Annotated in this window: 14 protein-coding genes; 11 read left to right on the top strand and 3 right to left on the bottom strand. The window is 74.7% G+C overall.

Annotated elements, in window-relative coordinates; translation table 11 throughout:
* The first annotated feature begins 36 nt into the window (after window positions 1-36).
* The gene (locus LG324_RS14200; protein WP_030528144.1) at window positions 37-1,563 is read left to right on the top strand and encodes an RNA polymerase sigma factor; all 1,527 of its coding nucleotides are present in this window, start codon (window positions 37-39) and stop codon (window positions 1,561-1,563) included.
* 35 nt (window positions 1,564-1,598) lie between these two features.
* Here the strand turns inward: LG324_RS14200 and LG324_RS14195 are convergent, their stop codons facing one another.
* From LG324_RS14195 to LG324_RS14185, 3 genes are read right to left on the bottom strand one after another with little or no spacing between them, the layout of a single operon-like run.
* The gene (locus tag LG324_RS14195) at window positions 1,599-3,923 is read right to left on the bottom strand and encodes a DUF3488 and DUF4129 domain-containing transglutaminase family protein (protein ID WP_404348888.1); all 2,325 of its coding nucleotides are present in this window, start codon (window positions 3,921-3,923) and stop codon (window positions 1,599-1,601) included.
* Window positions 3,920-5,182, bottom strand: a complete 1,263-nt coding sequence (locus LG324_RS14190; protein WP_404348886.1) for a DUF58 domain-containing protein — start codon at window positions 5,180-5,182, stop codon at window positions 3,920-3,922. Before LG324_RS14190 ends, LG324_RS14195 begins: the two co-directional genes overlap by 4 nt.
* A 3-nt stretch (window positions 5,183-5,185) precedes the next feature.
* The gene (locus tag LG324_RS14185) at window positions 5,186-6,190 is read right to left on the bottom strand and encodes an AAA family ATPase (protein ID WP_404348884.1); all 1,005 of its coding nucleotides are present in this window, start codon (window positions 6,188-6,190) and stop codon (window positions 5,186-5,188) included.
* A 408-nt stretch (window positions 6,191-6,598) separates the two neighbouring features.
* Here LG324_RS14185 and mraZ point away from each other — a divergent pair, with 408 nt between their 5' ends.
* From mraZ to murG, 10 genes are all read left to right on the top strand, one after another.
* Window positions 6,599-7,042 (top strand): division/cell wall cluster transcriptional repressor MraZ, encoded by a 444-nt coding sequence (gene mraZ, locus LG324_RS14180; RefSeq protein ID WP_030528148.1) that lies wholly within the window; start codon window positions 6,599-6,601, stop codon window positions 7,040-7,042.
* Window positions 7,043-7,221: 179 nt separating this feature from the next.
* Window positions 7,222-8,202 (top strand): 16S rRNA (cytosine(1402)-N(4))-methyltransferase RsmH, encoded by a 981-nt coding sequence (gene rsmH, locus LG324_RS14175; protein WP_404348882.1) that lies wholly within the window; start codon window positions 7,222-7,224, stop codon window positions 8,200-8,202.
* Window positions 8,199-8,675: a hypothetical protein gene (locus LG324_RS14170; RefSeq protein WP_207021505.1), complete on the top strand. Its 477-nt coding sequence runs from the start codon at window positions 8,199-8,201 to the stop codon at window positions 8,673-8,675. Before rsmH ends, LG324_RS14170 begins: the two co-directional genes overlap by 4 nt.
* A 271-nt stretch (window positions 8,676-8,946) precedes the next feature.
* Window positions 8,947-10,752, top strand: a complete 1,806-nt coding sequence (locus LG324_RS14165; RefSeq protein WP_404348878.1) for a peptidoglycan D,D-transpeptidase FtsI family protein — start codon at window positions 8,947-8,949, stop codon at window positions 10,750-10,752.
* A 10-nt stretch (window positions 10,753-10,762) separates the two neighbouring features.
* Window positions 10,763-12,304: a UDP-N-acetylmuramoyl-L-alanyl-D-glutamate--2,6-diaminopimelate ligase gene (locus LG324_RS14160; protein ID WP_404348876.1), complete on the top strand. Its 1,542-nt coding sequence runs from the start codon at window positions 10,763-10,765 to the stop codon at window positions 12,302-12,304.
* On the top strand, window positions 12,301-13,704 hold the full coding sequence (gene murF / locus LG324_RS14155; protein ID WP_404348874.1) for a UDP-N-acetylmuramoyl-tripeptide--D-alanyl-D-alanine ligase: 1,404 nt from the start codon (window positions 12,301-12,303) through the stop codon (window positions 13,702-13,704). The genes LG324_RS14160 and murF overlap by 4 nt, the downstream gene beginning before the upstream one ends.
* A complete protein-coding gene (gene mraY / locus LG324_RS14150) occupies window positions 13,701-14,783 on the top strand; it encodes a phospho-N-acetylmuramoyl-pentapeptide-transferase (RefSeq protein WP_030528154.1) in 1,083 nt (360 codons plus the stop codon). Before murF ends, mraY begins: the two co-directional genes overlap by 4 nt.
* Window positions 14,780-16,270 carry a UDP-N-acetylmuramoyl-L-alanine--D-glutamate ligase gene (gene murD / locus LG324_RS14145; protein ID WP_404348871.1) on the top strand — a complete coding sequence of 497 codons (1,491 nt, stop codon included), beginning with the start codon at window positions 14,780-14,782 and terminating at the stop codon, window positions 16,268-16,270. Before mraY ends, murD begins: the two co-directional genes overlap by 4 nt.
* A gap of 3 nt (window positions 16,271-16,273) precedes the next feature.
* Window positions 16,274-17,536, top strand: a complete 1,263-nt coding sequence (gene ftsW / locus LG324_RS14140) for a putative lipid II flippase FtsW (protein WP_404348868.1) — start codon at window positions 16,274-16,276, stop codon at window positions 17,534-17,536.
* On the top strand, window positions 17,533-18,624 hold the full coding sequence (murG, locus tag LG324_RS14135) for an undecaprenyldiphospho-muramoylpentapeptide beta-N-acetylglucosaminyltransferase (protein WP_404348865.1): 1,092 nt from the start codon (window positions 17,533-17,535) through the stop codon (window positions 18,622-18,624). The genes ftsW and murG overlap by 4 nt, the downstream gene beginning before the upstream one ends.
* The last annotated feature ends 2 nt before the right edge of the window (window positions 18,625-18,626 follow it).

Genomic DNA, 18,626 nt, shown 5'->3' with positions numbered 1-18,626 from the left:
GCGGTTCTCCGCGACGAAAGGTAGTCGGTGTCGCCTGTGTCCTCGAAGCCCTCCGAACCGAGCACCCTCCCCCCCGAGTTCGCCCACGAGGCGCTCCAGAACCTCGTGCGTGCGGGGCGGACCAACGGGTCGGTGAGCGGGACGCAGGTCGCCGAGGCGATGCGCGCCGCCGACGTCACGCCGGCTCGTGGCCGCGTCGTCCTGCGCGCCCTCGGTGACCAGGGCATCGAGGTCCGCCACGACGACACCGCCGGTGTCGCCGCGGCCGCGACCCGCACCGCGAAGAAGACCTCGACGGCGACGACGAAGAAGGCCGCCGCGAAGCCGGCCGCCAAGAAGGCCGCCGCCACCGACGGCGCGGCCAAGAAGACCGCCGCCGCGTCGACGACGAAGAAGGCCGCCTCGGCCGCCGCGTCGCCCGCGAAGAAGGCCGCCCCGGCGAAGAAGACGACGGCCAAGAAGGCCGCCGCCACCGAGGCCCCCGCGCAGGACGCGCCCGTCGACCTCGAGGACGAGCTGGCCACCGAGGACGAGGCGGCCGACGAGACCGGCGAGTCCACGACCGCCAAGCCCGAGGGCGAGACCGAGGACGCCGGCTTCGTCATGACCAACGACGACGACGACGCCCCGGCGCAGCAGGTCGTCACCGCCGGCGCGACCGCCGACCCGGTCAAGGACTACCTCAAGCAGATCGGCAAGGTCGCCCTCCTCAACGCCGAGCAGGAGGTCGAGCTCGCCAAGCGCATCGAGGCCGGCCTGTTCGCCGAGGAGCAGCTGAACTCCGGCGCCAAGATCGACATGAAGCTCAAGCGCGAGCTGTGGTGGATCGCCCAGGACGGCAAGAAGGCCAAGAACCACCTCCTCGAGGCCAACCTCCGTCTCGTCGTCAGCCTGGCCAAGCGCTACACCGGCCGCGGCATGCTCTTCCTCGACCTCATCCAGGAGGGCAACCTCGGCCTCATCCGTGCGGTCGAGAAGTTCGACTACACCAAGGGCTACAAGTTCTCGACCTACGCGACGTGGTGGATCCGCCAGGCGATCACCCGCGCGATGGCCGACCAGGCGCGCACCATCCGCATCCCGGTGCACATGGTCGAGGTCATCAACAAGCTCGCCCGCGTGCAGCGCCAGATGCTCCAGGACCTCGGGCGCGAGCCCACCCCGGAGGAGCTGGCCAAGGAGCTCGACATGACGCCCGAGAAGGTCGTCGAGGTCCAGAAGTACGGCCGCGAGCCGATCTCGCTGCACACCCCGCTCGGCGAGGACGGCGACAGCGAGTTCGGTGACCTCATCGAGGACTCCGAGGCGGTCGTCCCGGCCGACGCCGTGAGCTTCACCCTCCTCCAGGAGCAGCTGCACAGCGTCCTCGACACCCTCTCGGAGCGTGAGGCCGGTGTCGTCTCGATGCGCTTCGGCCTGACCGACGGCCAGCCGAAGACCCTCGACGAGATCGGCAAGGTCTACGGCGTGACACGCGAGCGGATCCGCCAGATCGAGTCCAAGACGATGAGCAAGCTGCGCCACCCGAGCCGCAGCCAGGCGCTGCGCGACTACCTCGACTGAGGTCCGCCGCACCACGACGACGGGGTCGGGCCGGCTCAGCCGACCGGCATGCGCTCGTCCTCGCGGTCGGACGTGACGGAGTCGTCGTCGCGACGGCGCCCCGGCAGGCGCAGGGCGTTCGCCCACTGGCGGCGCCCCTCGGCCGGGAGCAGCAGCGCCCGCAGCCGGTCACCGCGCCGGCGGCGGCCGAGGGCCGCGCGCCACACCGTGCGCGCGTCCTCGGCGACGTCGGGCAGGGGAGCGCCGGGCCGCGCGTAACGGGCCCGCTCGAGCGCGTCGACGACCCGGTCGAGGGCGGCGTCCTCCTCCGGGGTGAGGTAGGCGGCGCGCCCCAGCTGCTGGGAGGCCTGGCGCGGGGTCGCGCCGTCGGTCGGCACGAGGCCCACGTCACCGAGCCGCAGCAGCAGCGACTGCCACTCGGCCTCGACCCGCTCGGCGTCGTCGCGGGCCCGGGCGCGGGCCCGACGGCGCGCCCACCACGCGCCGGCCGGCAGCAGCGCCGCGGCCAGGAGCACCCCGAGGACGACGAGCAGGCTCGTCAGGTGGCGGCTCACGAGGTCGAGCGGCCCGGTCGCGGAGGTCGTCGAGCCCGTGTCCTGCGGGTCCTCGGCCGTGACGTCGCGCGAGGGGCCCGCCGAGGCGGACGGCGTGGAGGACGCGCCGGCCGAGGCCGACGGGGCGGCCGTGCTCGTCGCGTCGGTCCGGTCGCGGGTCCACGTCGGGGGCAGGCCGCTGCGCACGCCGGGCGTCGGCTCGAAGCGCACCCACCCGAGCTCGGGGAACCACAGCTCGGGCCACGCGTGCGCGTCGTTGACGCGCACGACCCGCTCGCTGCCGTCGGGTGTGCCGGGGAGGAAGCCGACGGCCATCCGCGCCGGGATGCCGCTCTCGCGCGCCATCATGATCATCGCGCTGGAGAACTGCACGCAGTAGCCGCGCTTGGTCTGCAGGAAGCGCACGAGCGGCTCCTCGGCCGCGGCTCCCTGGGCGGTGTCCTCGGCGAGGTCCTCGGAGTAGGTGAAGTCCGGGCCGCGCAGGTAGTCCTGGATGCTCGTCGCGACCTCGAGCGGGGTGTCGCCGTCGCCGGTCACGCGGTCGAGCACCTCGCGCACGGCGGACTGCGCCCGCTGGTCGACGACGAGGTCCTCGGGGTTCGGGGCGGCCCCCTCGACCGTCGTGCCGAACTGCTCCGGCTCGGGCGCCAGCTTCGTGTACTCGACGGTGTACTCGCCGACCGGCTGGGTCAGCTCCACGACGCCGCCCGAGGTGACCTGCCACGTCCCGGGGGCGAACGGGGCCCCGACCGGGTTGGCCGGCAGGGCGACCTGCGGCGGCGCGACCGACGAGGAGAGCACCTCGATGCGCTCGGTCGTCCGCTTGACGTCCGGAGCGGCCCCCGACCCCGGCAGCTGGCCGTCCGGCGGGACGTAGGCCGGGTCGTCGGTGTCGACCCAGCGTCCCCGACGGTAGGTGTCGAGCACGCCGACGCGCAGCGGCTCCGGCTCGTCGGCCGAGGTCCGGTAGGTGATGACGGGGTCGGTGGAGCGGTCGGCGAGGTCGCGGGCGATGTCGATGCTCGTCGAGAGCCGGACGGCGCCGCCGTTGCCACCCCCGTCCCCGCGGGCCAGGCCGTCCGCGATGAAGGTCGTCGGCAGGTGCGGGACGAGGGCCGGCACGACGACGGCGGCGGCGAGGGCCAGCGCCCCGACGACGCGTCCGGTCGTGGCGAAGGAGGTCCCCGGGTCGGCGTCGCGGTGGCCCTCGGCCGCCAGCCCGCCCCACGCCCGCAGCGTCCGCACGCCCTGCCGCCCGACGAGGGCCAGCCAGAGGACGGCCGGGGGCAGCAGGTACCAGGCGGCGAGACCGGCATAGGTGTTCGTCGCGGCCGCGAGGAAGGCGGCGAGCAGCGGGATGCCGGCGAGCGCCGGGTTGCGGTACGTGACCGCGATCGCGTCGGTGACGAGCGCGGCGAGGCCGACGAGCAGGCTCACCGCGAGCACGACGCCGCGGTCGGACGGCGCCGGGGCGGAGTAGGCGGTGACCGTGCCGTACGCCTGGTCGAGGAGGACCCCGAGGGCCCGGCCGGTCTCGGGGGTGAGGACGAGCCCTCCCCACAGGTGCCCCTGGCCGTGCAGGAGCGCGACGGCCTCGGTGAGCACGAGGACCTGCCCGGCGACGACGAGCGGCCGGGCGACGGTGAGGGCGCGCAGGGCCGCGCCGGTCAGCGCGACGAGGAGCACGAGCACGAGGCTGGGCCGCAACCAGTCGCCGGTGGGCGCGAAGAGGTCGGTGAGCGGGAGGGTGACCGCGAGCGCGGTGAGGGCGACGAGGAGGGTCTCGAGCGGCTTGGCGCGGGTCATCGGGCCCCCGCCAGGGTGGTGGAGACGGCCCCGGACCACGCCTCGGCCGGCCCGGTGCCGGCGTCGGCGGCGGACGCGAGCCAGCCGGAGCCCTGGAGCGTGGCGACCGTCGCGGCCGCGCCGCCCTCGGAGGGCCGTTCCCCGCCGGCGGTGCGCCCGAAGCGGGTCGGGTCGACGACGAGGGCCACGCCGGTGGACCCTGGCTGGCGCAGCGCGGCGAGGGTCTGCGCGTCGTCGTCGGTGAGGGGTCCTCCGACGTAGACGACGAGCCCGCCCTGGCCGGTCAGGCCGCTCGCCGCGTGCAGCACCGCGCGGGTGCCGTCGTCGGTGCCCAGGCCCACCCGGGCGAGGGCGTCGAGCCCGCCGTCGACCGTGTCGTCGTGGCGCACCCCGGTGTCGTCGCCCGGGTCGGCGGTCAGGAGGTGGACGGCGTGGGTGCCGTCGACGAGGTGGACGAGGACGGACGCCGCGAGCGTCACCGCCCACTCGAGCGACCCCGAGCGGCCCGAGCCGCCGTGCCCCGCCGTGCGCGAGTCGACGAGGACGACCGCGCGCCGCTTGGCCGGCCGGTCCTCCTGGCGGACCATGAGCTCGCCCGTGCGCGCCGTGGCCGGCCAGTGGATGCGCCGCAGGTCGTCGCCGTCGCGGTACTCGCGGATGGTCTGGTCGTCCTCGCCGTGCAGCGCGACCATGTGGGGGATCGACCCCTCGCTGCCGATGCCGCGGCCGAGCGAGCGCCCGGCCGTCAGCGGCAACACGCGGGGGAGGACGACGACCTCGGCGTGCCCGCTGACGGCGGCGGTGCGCAGCGTGAGGCCGAAGGGGTCGCGGACCCGGACGCGCAGCGGACCGAGGTGGTGGACCCCGCGGGTGTGCGAGCGGACGCTGTACTGCACCTCCTGCGTCGTGCCACCGCGCATCGACGCGATGACGAAGCGGGGCCGGTCGCCGAGCGCGTAGTCGATGCCCTCCTCCGCCATGAGCACCGGCGTCGGCGAGGGCTCGAGGTTGCGGACCCGCAGCGTGACGACCGAGCGCTGGTCGATGGCGACGCGGCCCGGCTCGACCGACCGGGTGACCTCCAGGCGCAGGCCGTGCCGGCGCACGAGCACGAGCGAGCCGGCCGTCAGCGCGAGGAGCAGGACGCCGATGCGGGTGACGTCGTGCTGGCCGAGGAGCACGCCCGCCGCGACGAGCACGGTCCCGCACCCGAGGAAGGAGGCTCCTCGGGTGGTCAGGGTGCGGCGCAGGAGGTCCACGGGTCAGCGGGTGGGGGCCGGGACGCGCACCCGCTGGAGCAGGTCCGTCAGGACGTCGGCCGTGGTGCGGCGCGCCATCTGCGTCTCGCCGGTGGGGATGAGCCGGTGCGCGAGCACCGGCACGGTGACCTGCTGGACGTCGTCGGGCAGGACGTGGTCGCGCCCGGCGAGGGCGGCGTGCGCGCGCGAGGCGCGCAGCAGGTGCAGCGTGGCCCGCGGGGACGCGCCGAGGCGCAGCGCCGACGAGGAGCGCGTGGCGCCGACGAGGTCGACGATGTACTGCTTGACGGCGGGGGAGGCGTGCACCCGCCGCACCGCCTCGATCATCTGCTGCACGGTCGCGGCCTCGGTGACCGGCCGCAGCGCGTCCAGGGGGGAGCCGGCGCCGTGCAGGTCCAGCATCTCCAGCTCCGAGCGGGGTGACGGGTAGCCCATCGAGATGCGGGCCATGAACCGGTCGCGCTGCGCCTCGGGCAGGGGGTAGGTGCCCTCCATCTCGATGGGGTTCTGGGTCGCCATGACGATGAAGGGCCGCGGCAGCGTGTAGGTCGTGCCGTCGACGGTGACCTGGCCCTCCTCCATCGACTCCAGCAGCGCCGACTGGGTCTTCGGGGAGGCGCGGTTGATCTCGTCGCCGACGACGACGTTGGCGAAGATGGCGCCGGGGCGGAACTCGAAGTCGCGCACGTCCTGGTTGTAGACCGAGACGCCGGTGATGTCGCTCGGCAGCAGGTCCGGGGTGAACTGCACCCGGCGCACGGGGGCGTCGATGCACCGGGCGAGGGTCTTGGCCAGCAGGGTCTTGCCGACCCCGGGGACGTCCTCGACGAGGAGGTGCCCCTCGGCGAGCAGCACCGTGACCGCGGTGCGCACGACGGCCTGCTTGCCCTCGATGACCGAGCTCATCGCGGTGGCCAGGCGGCTGGACACCTGGAGCACCTGGTCGAGGGAGGCGCCGCGCGCGCTCGCGTCCGGGCTCGGTTGGGGGTCGTGCTCGACGTCGCTCACGCCGGTGGTCCTCTCGTCGGCTCCTGCTGAGTGCGTCCAACGGCCGAGGGCCGCCGGTGGTGCCCTCATCGTGCAACAGGCCGCGGTCGGGGGCCATGGGTTCGCGCACGCGGGATGCCCCGCCGCCACGGCCTCCACCACCCTCCACCCGGTTCCCCACCATGCCCCACCCCCGGCCCCACCACGCCCCACCGCGGGGGTCCCGCGCGTCGCCGGAGCGGCCCGGGCCCCGCGGCGTGGGGCGTCCACGAGAAGTTCCCCACTTCGCCCCACCGCCGCTGACCTGCAAGTTCTTGGAATTCAGCCGTTCGGACAGCCCGAAAAGCTCTTCAGAGGGGCCACTAGTGGAGTAAAGTGGAGGAACACGGAGGTAGAGGGAGCCGCCGTCGGGTCGAGGAGGTGCGGGACGTGGACGAGTTCCTCGGCACGCACACGCCCAAGCTCGACGAGAAGGGCCGGCTCTTCCTCCCGGCCCGCTTCCGTGGCGCCCTCGCCGACGGCCTCGTCGTGACCCGTGGCCAGGAGGGCTGCCTCTACGTCTTCCCGACGAGCGAGTTCCACCGCATCTCGCAGGAGATGCAGTCGGTCTCCGGCTCGGCCAAGGGTGTGCGCGACTTCATCCGCGTCTTCCGCGCCAGCGCCCACCCGGACACCCCGGACAAGCAGGGGCGCGTCACCGTCCCGGCCGCCCTGCGCACCTACGCCGGGCTCGACAAGGACTGCACCGTCATCGGGAACGGCTCCCGCCTCGAGGTCTGGGACACCGGCCGCTGGGAGGCCTACCTCGAGGCCGTCATGCCGGCCTACTCCGACTACTCCGCCGGCACCGAGGAGGTCGTCCCGGGCCTGTAGAGACCACGACCCCCGACCGACCCCGACCGCAGCACCCGCCCGCACCACGACCCGACCGCCGGCCTCCAGCCGACCCGACACCCGACGCGTCTTCCCCCGCGCCGGGCGCGGATCGGATGGGGACCAGCCGCCGGGTCGCCCCGCACCACGACCCGCCACGACACCCGCGAAGGAATGAGATGACCAGCAGCCGAGGCGACGCCGGCGCCCGCCACGTCCCCGTGCTCCTCGAGCGCTGCGTCGACCTCCTCGAGCCCGCGCTGCAGCACCCCGGTGCGGTCTGCGTCGACGCGACGCTCGGGATGGGTGGGCACACCGAGGCGATCCTCACCCGCTGCCCGCAGGCGCGCGTCGTCGGCCTCGACCGCGACCCCGAGGCCATCGCCCTCGCCACCGAGCGGCTCGCGCCGTTCGGGGAGCGCTTCGTCGCGGTGCACGCGGTCTACGACGAGCTCGCCGACGTCCTCGCCGAGCACGCCGACGGCCGCGCCGACGGGATCCTCTTCGACCTCGGGGTGTCCTCGCTCCAGCTCGACGAGGCCGACCGCGGCTTCGCCTACCGGCACGACGCCCCGCTCGACATGCGGATGGACCAGACGCGGGGGATGACCGCCGCCGACGTCCTCAACACCTACGCGCACGGCGACCTCGCGCGCATCCTCAAGACCTACGGCGAGGAGCGCTTCGCCGGCCGCATCGCCTCCGCGATCCTCCGGGAGCGCGAGAAGGAGCCGTTCACCACCTCCGCCCGCCTCGTCGAGGTCCTGCGGACGGCGGTGCCGGCGGCGTCGCAGCGCACCGGCGGCCACCCGGCCAAGCGCACCTTCCAGGCGCTGCGCATCGAGGTCAACGCCGAGCTCGAGGTCTGGGAGCGGGCGGTTCGCGCCGGCATCGACGCCCTGGCACCCGGTGGCCGGATCGTCGTCGAGTCCTACCACTCCCTCGAGGACCGCATCACGAAGCAGGCCTTCGCCGAGGGCGCTCGCAGCCGCACCCCCGCCGGGATGCCCGTCGAGCTGCCCGAGCACGCCGCCTACCTCCGCCTGCTGACGCGCGGCGCCGAGACCCCCTCGGACGCCGAGCTGCAGTCCAACCCCCGATCCGCCTCGGTCCGCCTCCGGGCCGCAGAACGTCTCTCCCCGAACGGAGCCCCCGCATGAGCCAGCTCGCCACGGCCCGCACCCAGGTCCGCCCGGCACCCCGCCGGGCGACCGCTCCGGCCCCGCGGCGGCTGCGCGTCGTCGCCCCGCCGGTCAGCGCGGGCAGCGGCGCCTTCCTCGCCCTGTGCATCGGGCTCGTCGTGGCGGGGTTCGTCGGCGTGCTCCTGCTCAACACGGCGATGGCCAAGGGCTCCTTCACGATGCGCGACCTGCAGCACCGCTCCGACGCGCTCGCCGACACCCAGGACGACCTGCGCCACGCGCTCGACGCGGTGTCGGGCCCGGGCCCCCTCGCCCGCGAGGCGCGCTCGCTCGGGATGGTCCCCGCCGAGACGCCGGCCTTCCTGCGCCTGAGCGACGGCAAGGTCGTCGGCGTGGCGAAGAAGGCGAGCAAGGACGAGACGTTTAGCGTGGTCACCGAGTCGTCCTCGGGCGCCCGCCCGACGGCCTCCTCCACGCCCACCAGCCGCTGACGACCGCGAGGACCCGCCGCCCGTGACCCCGCCCACGACGCCGCCGCCCGGCCCCCGGACCCGTCGCGCCCCCGCCCGCCCGGCCGCCCGGCAGGGCTCGCGCCCGGCGCCTCGCCAGGGCGCGCGACCCGCTCCGCGCCAGGGCGCGCGACCCGCTCCGCGCCAGGCCTCGCGTCCGCGCCCCCGCCCGTCGGGCGTCGGCGGCGGGGGAGGGGGCCGTCCGCCGGCCCGCCGGCGCCGCGAGGACCCGGGGCCCAGCACCCGCCGCCGGATGCGCACCCTCACCGTCGCGACGATCTTCGTCCTGTCGGTGTTCGGCGCCCAGCTCGTGCGCATCCAGGGCCTCGACGCCAGCGCGGTCGCCGCGGAGGCCGAGAGCAAGCGCGTGACGGCCCAGATCATCCCCGCGATGCGCGGGCAGATCCTCGCCGCCGACGGCACCGTCCTCGCCTCGAGCGTCGTCCGCGAGGTCGTCACCGTCGACCAGACCGTCGTCTGCACCTACGGCACGAAGAAGAACACCTGCGACCCGACGACCTCCGCGGACGCGGTGCAGCGCGCGGCCGAGCAGCTGGCGCCGCTCCTCGGCACCCCGGTCAGCGAGCTCGTGACCCAGCTGACCGGCACGAGCCGCTACCGCGTCCTCAGCCGCGACGTCACCCCGCTGACCTGGAACAAGATCGCCAAGCTGGGCATCCCGGGCGTCCTGCGCGACCGCCGCGAGACCCGCTCCGAGCGCACCTACCCGCAGGGCACGACGACCGCCGCCCTCGTCGGCTACGTCACCGACGACGGCACCCCCGGCGGCGGGGTCGAGCTCATGGTCGACAAGGACCTCGAGGGCACCCCCGGCAAGACGACCTACGAGCAGGGGCGCGACGGCACCGCCATCCCGGCCGCGGCGTCGAGCACGACCCCCGCCGTCGACGGCCGCGACGTGACCCTGACGGTCAACTCCTCGCTCCAGTGGTACGCGCAGAACGCGCTCGCCCAGCGGATCAAGGAGACCAAGGCCAAGGCCGGCACCGTCGTCATCATGGACGCGCGCAGCGGCGACCTCCTGAGCGTGGCCTCCTACCCGACCTTCGACCCCGACACCGACGTGGGCAAGAAGGGGGCGCAGCTGGACAACAAGGCGTTCTCGGACGTCTTCGAGCCCGGCTCGACCGCCAAGATCATGACGATGGCCGCGGCCCTCGAGGAGAAGACGGTCACGCCGTCGACCCCGGTCGTCATCCCCAACCGGCTGCCGCGCTACGACCGGTCCTTCAAGGACTCGCACGAGCACCCGACGCAGTACCGGACGGTCGCCGGCACCCTCGCGGAGTCGAGCAACATCGGCACCATCCTCGTCTCCGAGACCCTCAAGTCCTCGACGCTCGAGCGCTACTTCCACAAGTTCGGCCTCGGCTCCCGCTCCGGCGTCGGGTACCCCGGCGAGTCGGCCGGCCTGCTGCCGAAGTCCTCGACGTGGAGCGGCTCCCAGCGGGCCACGGTTGCGTTCGGCCAGGGCATCTCGGTCACGGCCATCCAGGCGGCCTCGGTGTTCCAGACGATCGCCAACGGCGGCGTGCGCGTCGCGCCGCGCCTCGTCGACAGCGTCCGCGAGGCCGACGGCACCGTGACGGAGATGCCGAAGTCCGCAAGCAGCCGCGTGGTCTCGGAGCAGACGGCGGGCGACGTCAGCAAGATGCTCGAGGGCGTCGTCAGCCCCGACGGCACCGCCGAGGAGGCGACGATCCCCGGCTACCGCATCGCGGGCAAGACCGGCACCGCCGAGTTCTACGACGACAAGGTGGGCAAGTACAGCGGCAAGACCGCGAGCTTCATCGGCTACGCCCCGGCCGACGACCCCCAGGTCGTCGTCGCCGTCATCGTCCAGAAGCCGACCTACCCCTTCTTCGGCGGCTACGTCGCGGGGCCGGTCTTCAAGGACGTGATGACCTACGCCCTCCAGGAGCTGAAGATCCCGCCGACGGGGAAGAAGGCGCAGCACCTGACCCTCCAGGTGGACCCCGAGGAGGCGCTCGCGGACCCCGACGTGCTGCGTGACGGCACGAAGCAGCCGAGGCGGTAAGGTCGTCCGGATGCTCTCCCCCCGGCCGTCCTCGCCGCGCCGTACCCCGCTCCACGAGCTCGCGACCCTCGTCGGTGCGCCGGCGCCCGCCTCCGACCCCGCCGTCACGGGGGTCACCCTCGACTCGCGCGCGGTGCGCCCGGGGGACCTGTACGCCGCCCTGCCGGGCGCCCGCGCCCACGGCGCCGACTTCGGTGCCGAGGTCGCCGCGGCCGGGGCGGTCGCGGTCCTCACCGACGCCGCCGGCCGCGACCGGCTCGCCGCCGCGGGCGTCGACCTGCCGGCCGTCGTCGTCGAGGAGCCGCGCGCCGTCCTCGGCGCCGTCGCCGCGCGCGTCCACGGCACCGAGGAGCTGCCGGTCCGGATGATCGGCATCACCGGCACCAACGGCAAGACGACGACCGCCTACCTCCTGCACTCGGCGCTGACCGCCCTCGGCCACGAGGTCGGGCTCATCGGCACGGTCGAGACCCGCATCGGCGACGAGCGCGTCGGCAGCGTCCGCACCACCCCCGAGGCCCCCGACCTGCACGCCCTCCTCGCGGTGATGGCCGAGCGCGGCCTCGACACCTGCGTCATGGAGGTGAGCAGCCACGCCCTCGCCCTCCACCGGGTCGACGGGGTCGTCTACGACGTCGCGCTCTTCACCAACCTCAGCCAGGACCACCTCGACTTCCACCACGACATGGACGACTACTTCGCGGCCAAGGCCTCGCTCTTCACCCCCGAGCGCGCCCGCCGCGGGCTGGTCTGCGTCGACGACGCCTGGGGCGCACGGCTGCTCGAGGAGGCATCGGTGCCCGTCGCGTCCCTCGCCACCGGGACGGATGCCGACTGGAGCGTGCACCCCGACCCCACCGACCCGGCCGCGTTCCGGCTGACCGGTCCGGACGGCGTCGACCTGGCCCTGCGCTCAGCGCTGCCGGGAGACTTCAACGTGACGAACACGGCGATGGCCGCGGCGGCGCTCGTCCTCGCCGGCGAGGCCCCCGAGCGCGTCGCCGAGGCCGTCCTCACCGACCCGCACGTGCCGGGCCGGATGGAGCGGGTCGCCCTCGACGGCGCCGTCGACCTGCCGCGCGCCGTCGTCGACTACGCGCACACCCCCGACGCGATCACCGCCGCCCTGCGCGCGCTGCGGCCGACGACCCCCGGCACGCTCGTGTGCGTCACCGGCGCCGGCGGCGACCGTGACCGCGACAAGCGCCACGCGATGGGCGCCGCCGCCGCGCAGGCCGCCGACCTCGTCGTCGTCACCGACGACAACCCGCGCTCCGAGGATCCCGCCGTCATCCGCGCGGCCGTGCTCGAGGGCGTCGAGTCGGTGCGGGCGCAGGGCCGTGAGGTGCGGGTCGTCGAGGTGGGCGACCGCCGTCGCGCGGTCCGCGAGGCCGTGGCCGCGGTCGCCGCCGAGGGCTCGGCCGCGACGGTGGCCGTCGTCGGGAAGGGCCACGAGACCGGTCAGGACGTCGGGGGAGTGGTCCATCCCTTCGACGACCGGGACGAGCTGCGCGAGGCGCTGCGCCTGGCCGCCGCGGTGGTGGCGCCGTGATCCCGATCCCCCTCGCCGAGGTCGTCGCGCTGACCGCCGGCCGGCTCACCGGTGTCACGGAGGCCGACGCGGTCCCGCTGCTCGTCGACGGCCCGGTCGTCACCGACTCGCGCGAGGCCGCCCCCGGCGGCCTCTACGTCGCCCGCGTCGGCGAGCACGCCGACGGCCACGACTTCGCCGCCGCCGCCATCGCGGCCGGCTGCGTCGCCGCGCTGACCACGCGCCCGCTCGAGGACCTGCCGTGCGTCGTCGTCGACGACACCCAGGAGGCGTTCGCCGCCCTCGCCCGGGCGGTCGTCGAGCGCTCGCCGCACCTCGCCGTCGTCGGCATCACCGGCAGCTCCGGCAAGACGAGCACCAAGGACCTGCTCGGCACCGTCCTCGCGACCGCCGGGCCGACCGTCGCGCCCGTCGGCTCGTACAACTCCGAGGTCGGCGTGCCGCTGACCGTCTGCCGCGTCGCCCCCGACACCCGGTTCCTCGTCGTCGAGATGGGTGCGCGCGGCGTCGGCCACATCGCCTACCTCGCCCGGATGGCCCCGCCGCGCATCGGCGTCGTCCTCAACGTCGGCACCGCGCACGTCGGCGAGTTCGGCTCGCGCGAGGCCATCGCCCGCGCCAAGTCCGAGCTGCCCGCGGCCGTGCCGGCCGACGGCGTCGCCGTCCTCAACGCCGACGACCCCGCCGTCCGCGCGATGGCGTCGGTCACCGACGCCCGGGTCGTCCTCGTCGGCGAGGCCGACGACGCCGACGTCCGGGCCACCGACGTCGTCCTCGACGCCGGGGGCCGCGCGTCCTTCACCGTGCACACGCCCGCCGGCGCGGCCGACGTGACGCTCGGCCTCGTCGGGCGCCACCACGTCGGCAACGCCCTGTCGGTCCTCGCCGTCGCGCTCGAGCTCGGCCTCGCCCTGCCCGACGTCGTCGCCGCCCTCGGCGCGGCCACGCCGGTCAGCCGGTGGCGGATGGAGGTCACCGAGCGGACGGACGGCGTGACCCTCGTCAACGACGCGTACAACGCCAACCCGGACTCGATGCACGCCGCCCTCGAGGCGCTGCGCCGGATGGGGGAGGGGCGGCGCACCTGGGCCGTGCTCGGCACGATGCTCGAGCTCGGCCCCGAGTCCGACACCCTCCACGCCGAGGTCGGCGCGGACGCCGTCGCGCACGACGTGGACGAGCTGCTCGTCGTCGGGGAGGCCGCGGCGCCGCTCGCCGAGGGCGCGTCCGCGGCCGGGGGGCGCACCCGCGTCCGGACCGTCGCCGACGCCGCCGAGGCCGAGTCGCTGCTGCGCGCGGAGCTGCGCGCGGGCGACGTGGCCCTGTTCAAGTCGAGCCGCGACGCCGGGCTACGGTTGCTCGGAGACTCGCTCGCGACCCCCCAGGAGCAGCACCCGTGAAGGCCGTCCTCATCGCCGCCGTGGTCTCCCTCGTGCTGGCCCTGTTCGGGACCCCCACCTTCATCCGCTACCTCGTGAAGAAGGGGTACGGCCAGTTCATCCGCGACGACGGGCCCACCTCGCACCACACCAAGCGCGGCACGCCGACGATGGGCGGCGCCGTCATCGTCCTGTCCTCGCTCGCCGCGTACGCCGTCGCGCACCTCGTGACCGGCCAGGTGCCCTCGGTCAGCGGCCTGCTCGTGCTCTTCCTCATGGCCGGGATGGGCCTGGTCGGGTTCCTCGACGACTACATCAAGATCAGCAAGCAGCGCAGCCTCGGCCTGCGCTCCGGGCAGAAGCTCGCCGGGCAGACGCTCGTCGCCGTCGTCTTCGCCGTGCTCGCGCTGCAGTTCCCCAACAGCTCCTTCCGCACGCCCGCGTCGACGGCGATCTCGTTCGTCCGCGACACCCCGGTCAACCTCGCCTTCGCGGGGACGGTCGTCGGCGTCATCCTCTTCGTCATCTGGGCCAACGTCATCGTCGCGGGGACGTCCAACGGCGTGAACCTCACCGACGGGCTCGACGGCCTCGCGACGGGGGCGTCGGTCATGGTCTTCGCCTCGTACGTGCTCATCGGCATCTGGCAGTTCAACCAGAACTGCCAGTGGAACCCCGGCACCAAGTGCTACGAGGTCCGCGACCCACACGACCTCGCGATCGTCGCCGCGTGCGGCATGGGCGCCTGCTTCGGCTTCCTCTGGTGGAACGCCTCACCGGCCAAGATCTTCATGGGCGACACGGGCTCGCTCGCGCTGGGCGGCGGGCTCGCCGGCCTGGCCATCCTCACCCGCACCGAGCTGCTCGTCGTCGTCCTCGGCGGCCTCTTCGTCACGATCACCCTCTCGGTCATCATCCAGGTCGCCTCGTTCAAGACGACGGGGAAGCGGGTGTTCAAGATGGCACCGCTGCAGCACCACTTCGAGCTGCTCGGGTGGCAGGAGGTCACCATCGTCATCCGCTTCTGGATCGTGGCGGGCCTCTTCGTCGCGCTCGGCCTCGGGCTGTTCTACGCCGAGTGGGTCGTGGGGGCCGGATGAGCACCGGGTCCGCCCGCACCGACGCGCTGACCCACCGCGAGGCCGACTGGGCCGGGCTGCGCGTGCTCGTCGCCGGTCTCGGGGTGTCCGGGTTCGCCGCCGCCGACGCGCTCCTCGAGCGCGGCGCGCAGGTCCTCGTCGTCGACGGCCAGGAGCCCGCCGACGGCTCGGCGATGTCGGAGCGCGCGCGCATCCTCGACATCCTCGGCGCCCGGCTGCGCTGGGGGAGCGAGACAGTGTCGGCGCTGCCCGAGGAGCCCCTCGACCTCGTCGTCACCTCCCCGGGCTGGCGCCCCGACCAGCCGCTGCTCGCCGCCGCGGCCTCGGCCGGCCTCCCGGTCTGGGGCGAGGTCGAGCTCGCCTGGCGGATGCGGCCGCGCGAGGGCGCGGCGCCGTGGCTCACCGTCACCGGCACCAACGGCAAGACGACGACGGTGCAGATGCTCACCGCGATGCTGCGCGCCGCCGGGCTGCGGGCGTGCAGCGCGGGCAACGTCGGCACGCCCATCCTCGAGGCCGTCATGGACCCGCAGCCCTACGACGCCATCGCCGTCGAGCTCTCGAGCTTCCAGCTGCACTGGTCGCACTCCCTCGCGCCCGAGGCGTCGGTCTGCCTCAACATCGCGCCCGACCACGTCGACTGGCACGGCTCGCTCGAGGAGTACGCCGCCGCCAAGGGCAAGGTCTACGCCAACACCGAGGTCGCGTGCGTCTACAACGTCGACGACGAGGCCACGCGGCGCCTCGTCGAGGACGCCGACGTCCAGGAGGGCTGCCGGGCCGTCGGCTTCCGGCTCGGGACGCCGGGCCTGTCCGAGCTCGGGCTCGTCGAGGACGTCCTCGCCGACCGCGCCTTCGTCGCCGAGCGCCGCACCTCGGCCGCCGAGCTCGGGACGCTCGAGGACCTGCGCGCCGGTCCCGACGCGCCGATGCCGGCTCCGCACCTCGTGGCCAACGCCCTCGCCGCCGCGGCGCTGGCCCGCGCCCACGGCGTGCCGCCGTCGGCCGTGCGCCAGGGGATGCGGGACTTCGTGCCCGAGCCGCACCGCATCGCCGACCTCGGGGTCGTGCGCGGCGTGCGCTGGGTCGACGACTCCAAGGCCACGAACCCCCATGCGGCGCAGGCCAGCCTGGCCGCGTTCGAGCACGTCGTCTGGGTCGCGGGCGGGCTGCTCAAGGGCGCCGACGTCGACGGCCTCGTCGCCGCGGTCGCCGACCGGCTGCGTGGCGTCGTCCTCCTCGGGCGTGACCGTTCGGCCATTTCCGAGGCGCTCGCCCGACACGCCCCGGATGTCCCCGTCGTCGACGTGGCGCAAACGGACACTGGGGCCATGGACACCGTGGTGGAGCACGCCCTCGACCTCGCCCGCCCGGGCGACGTCGTCCTGCTCGCACCGGCCGCGGCGTCGATGGACATGTTCGCGAACTACGGTGCGCGCGGCGACGCCTTCACTGCGGCGGTGCGGCGGCTCACCGGCGAGGGGTAGCCCGTGTCGTCCGCCACCGCACCGGCCCGGCAGACCGCGCGCGGCACCTCGCGCGTGCAGGCGTGGGTCGACCGCTTCGACTCGCCCGTCACGACGTACTACGTGCTGCTCTTCCTCACCGGGGCCCTCGTCGTCTTCGGGCTCATCATGGTCCTGTCGGCGAGCGCCATCACCGCGCTCGACACCGACGGCTCGGCCTACGCGATCTTCGCGACCCAGGCGGTCTACGCGACGATCGGCGTGGTCGCCCTCGCGGTCGCGTCGCGCGTGTCCACGCGGACCTGGCGCCGTCTGGCCGTCCCCGCGCTGCTCGTCGCCGTCGCCCTCCAGCTGCTCGTCTTCACGCCGCTCGGCCGCGGCGGCTTCCAGGGCAACCGCAACTGGGTGTTCATCGGGCCGATCAGCATCCAGCCCTCCGAGGCCATCAAGGTCGGGCTCGCCCTCGCGGGGGGTGCCGTCCTCGCGAAGAAGCGCCGTCACCTGCGCGACCTCGGTCACGTCCTCGTCCCGTATCTCGTCCCGCTCGCCGCGCTCGGGGTCGGCACGGTCGCGCTGGGCCACGACCTCGGCACCGTCCTCATCCTCGGGGCGGTCGTCGCCGGTGTGCTCTTCGCCGCCGGGATCCCGGTGCGCTGGTTCGTCATCGCGGGCATCCCGTTCCTCGGGGCCGTCGTCGCGTTCGTCCTCACGAGCCCCAACCGCCTCGGTCGCTTCGACGTGTGGCTCGGCCGCGACACCGACGAGTGGGGCGTCGCGCGGCAGTCCATCCACGGGCGCTACGCCCTCGCCGACGGCGGCTGGCTGGGCCTCGGCCTCGGCCAGAGCCGCGAGAAGTGGGGCCTGCTGTCGGAGGCCCACAACGACTTCATCTTCGCGATCATCGGCGAGGAGCTCGGGCTGCCGGGCACCCTCGCGGTCCTGCTCCTGTTCGCCGGCTTCGCCTTCGCCTGCTACCGCCTCGTCAGCCGCTCCGAGGACTTCTTCGTCCGCGTCGTCACGGCCGGGATCATGACGTGGATCATCGTCCAGGCCATGGTCAACATCGGAGCGGTCATCGGCCTGCTGCCGGTCATCGGCGTGCCGCTGCCGCTGGTCTCCTCCGGTGGCTCCTCGCTCATCTCGACGATGGGTGCGCTCGGCATCCTCCTGTCCTTCGCACGTCATGAGCCGGGGTGCCGCGAGGCGCTCTCGGCCCGCCCGTCGTCGGTGCGCCGCTCGCTCGCCGTGGTCTCCGGCGCGGTCCGCGGGCGACGGGGCCGGTCATGAGCGGCGTCCCCGGTTCGGTCCTCCTCGCGGGCGGGGGCACGGCCGGGCACGTCTCGCCGCTGCTCGCCCTCGCCGACTGCCTGCGCCGACGCGACCCCGACGTCCGGGTCACCGCGCTCGGCACCGCCCAGGGGCTCGAGGCCCGGCTCGTGCCCGAGCGCGGGTACCCGATGCTCGAGGTGCCGCGGGTCCCGTTCCCCCGCAGGCCGGGCGCCGCCCTGCTGCGGCTGCCGGGCAACCTGCGCCGGGCCGTGGCGGCGGCCGAGGAGGCCATCGAGTCGACCGGCGCCGAGGTGGTCGTCGGCTTCGGCGGGTTCGTCGCGTCGCCGGCCTACCTCGCCGCGCGCCGCCGCAAGGTGCCCGTCGTCGTCCACGAGCAGAACGCCCGCCCGGGGCTGGCGAACCGGCTCGGCGCGCGCGTCGCCGCCGAGGTCGGCGTCACTTTCCCCGGCACGTCGCTGCCCGGTGCGACCGTCACCGGGATGCCGTTGCGCCACGAGATCGCGACCCTCGACCGCGCAGCGCACCGGGCGGAGGCGCGAGAACGCTTCGGGCTCACCGACGCCCCCACGCTGCTCGTCACCGGCGGCTCCCTCGGGGCCGCTCGCCTCAACGCCGCGTTCGCGGGCGCGGTGCACGAGCTCTCGGCCGCCGGGGTCCAGGTGCTGCACGTCACCGGCGCCGGCAAGGAGTTCGACCCCGGGCCGGTCCCCGGCGCCCCCTACGTCGTCCTGCCGTACTGCGACCGGATGGACCTCGCCTACGCCGCGGCCGACCTCGTCGTCGCCCGCGCCGGCGCCAACACGGTCTGCGAGCTCACCGCGGTCGGCCTGCCCGCCGTGTACGTCCCGCTGCCGGTCGGCAACGGCGAGCAACGGCTCAACGCCGCGCACGTCGTCGAGGCCGGCGGCGGCCTGCTCGTCGACGACGCTGCGGTCGACCCGGCGTGGGTCGGCTCGGCCGTCGTCCCCCTCGTCACCGACACCGGGCGGGTGGCCGCGATGGCCACGGCCGCCGCGTCGGTGGGGGAGCGCGGCGGCGACGAGCTGCTCGCCGACCTCGTCGTCCGCGCCGCCGGGAGGCGCTGAGC

It is taken from the genome of Phycicoccus jejuensis (genome assembly GCF_044797865.1).
GTDB classification, from domain to species: Bacteria; Actinomycetota; Actinomycetes; order Actinomycetales; family Dermatophilaceae; genus Phycicoccus; species Phycicoccus jejuensis.
The sequence above is the reverse complement of the archived record's forward strand: the minus strand, read 5'-3'. Positions and strand labels throughout refer to the sequence as shown.

Excerpts from the sequence above, each read along its gene's own strand:
- LG324_RS14195 (WP_404348888.1), bottom strand. The coding sequence starts at position 3,923 with ATGACCCGCGCCAAGCCGCTCGAGACCCTCCTCGTCGCCCTCACCGCG.
- LG324_RS14165 (WP_404348878.1), top strand. The coding sequence starts at position 8,947 with ATGCGCACCCTCACCGTCGCGACGATCTTCGTCCTGTCGGTGTTCGGC.
- rsmH (WP_404348882.1), top strand. The coding sequence starts at position 7,222 with ATGACCAGCAGCCGAGGCGACGCCGGCGCCCGCCACGTCCCCGTGCTC.
- murD (WP_404348871.1), top strand. The coding sequence starts at position 14,780 with ATGAGCACCGGGTCCGCCCGCACCGACGCGCTGACCCACCGCGAGGCC.
- LG324_RS14170 (WP_207021505.1), top strand. The coding sequence starts at position 8,199 with ATGAGCCAGCTCGCCACGGCCCGCACCCAGGTCCGCCCGGCACCCCGC.
- murG (WP_404348865.1), top strand. The coding sequence starts at position 17,533 with ATGAGCGGCGTCCCCGGTTCGGTCCTCCTCGCGGGCGGGGGCACGGCC.
- LG324_RS14160 (WP_404348876.1), top strand. The coding sequence starts at position 10,763 with ATGCTCTCCCCCCGGCCGTCCTCGCCGCGCCGTACCCCGCTCCACGAG.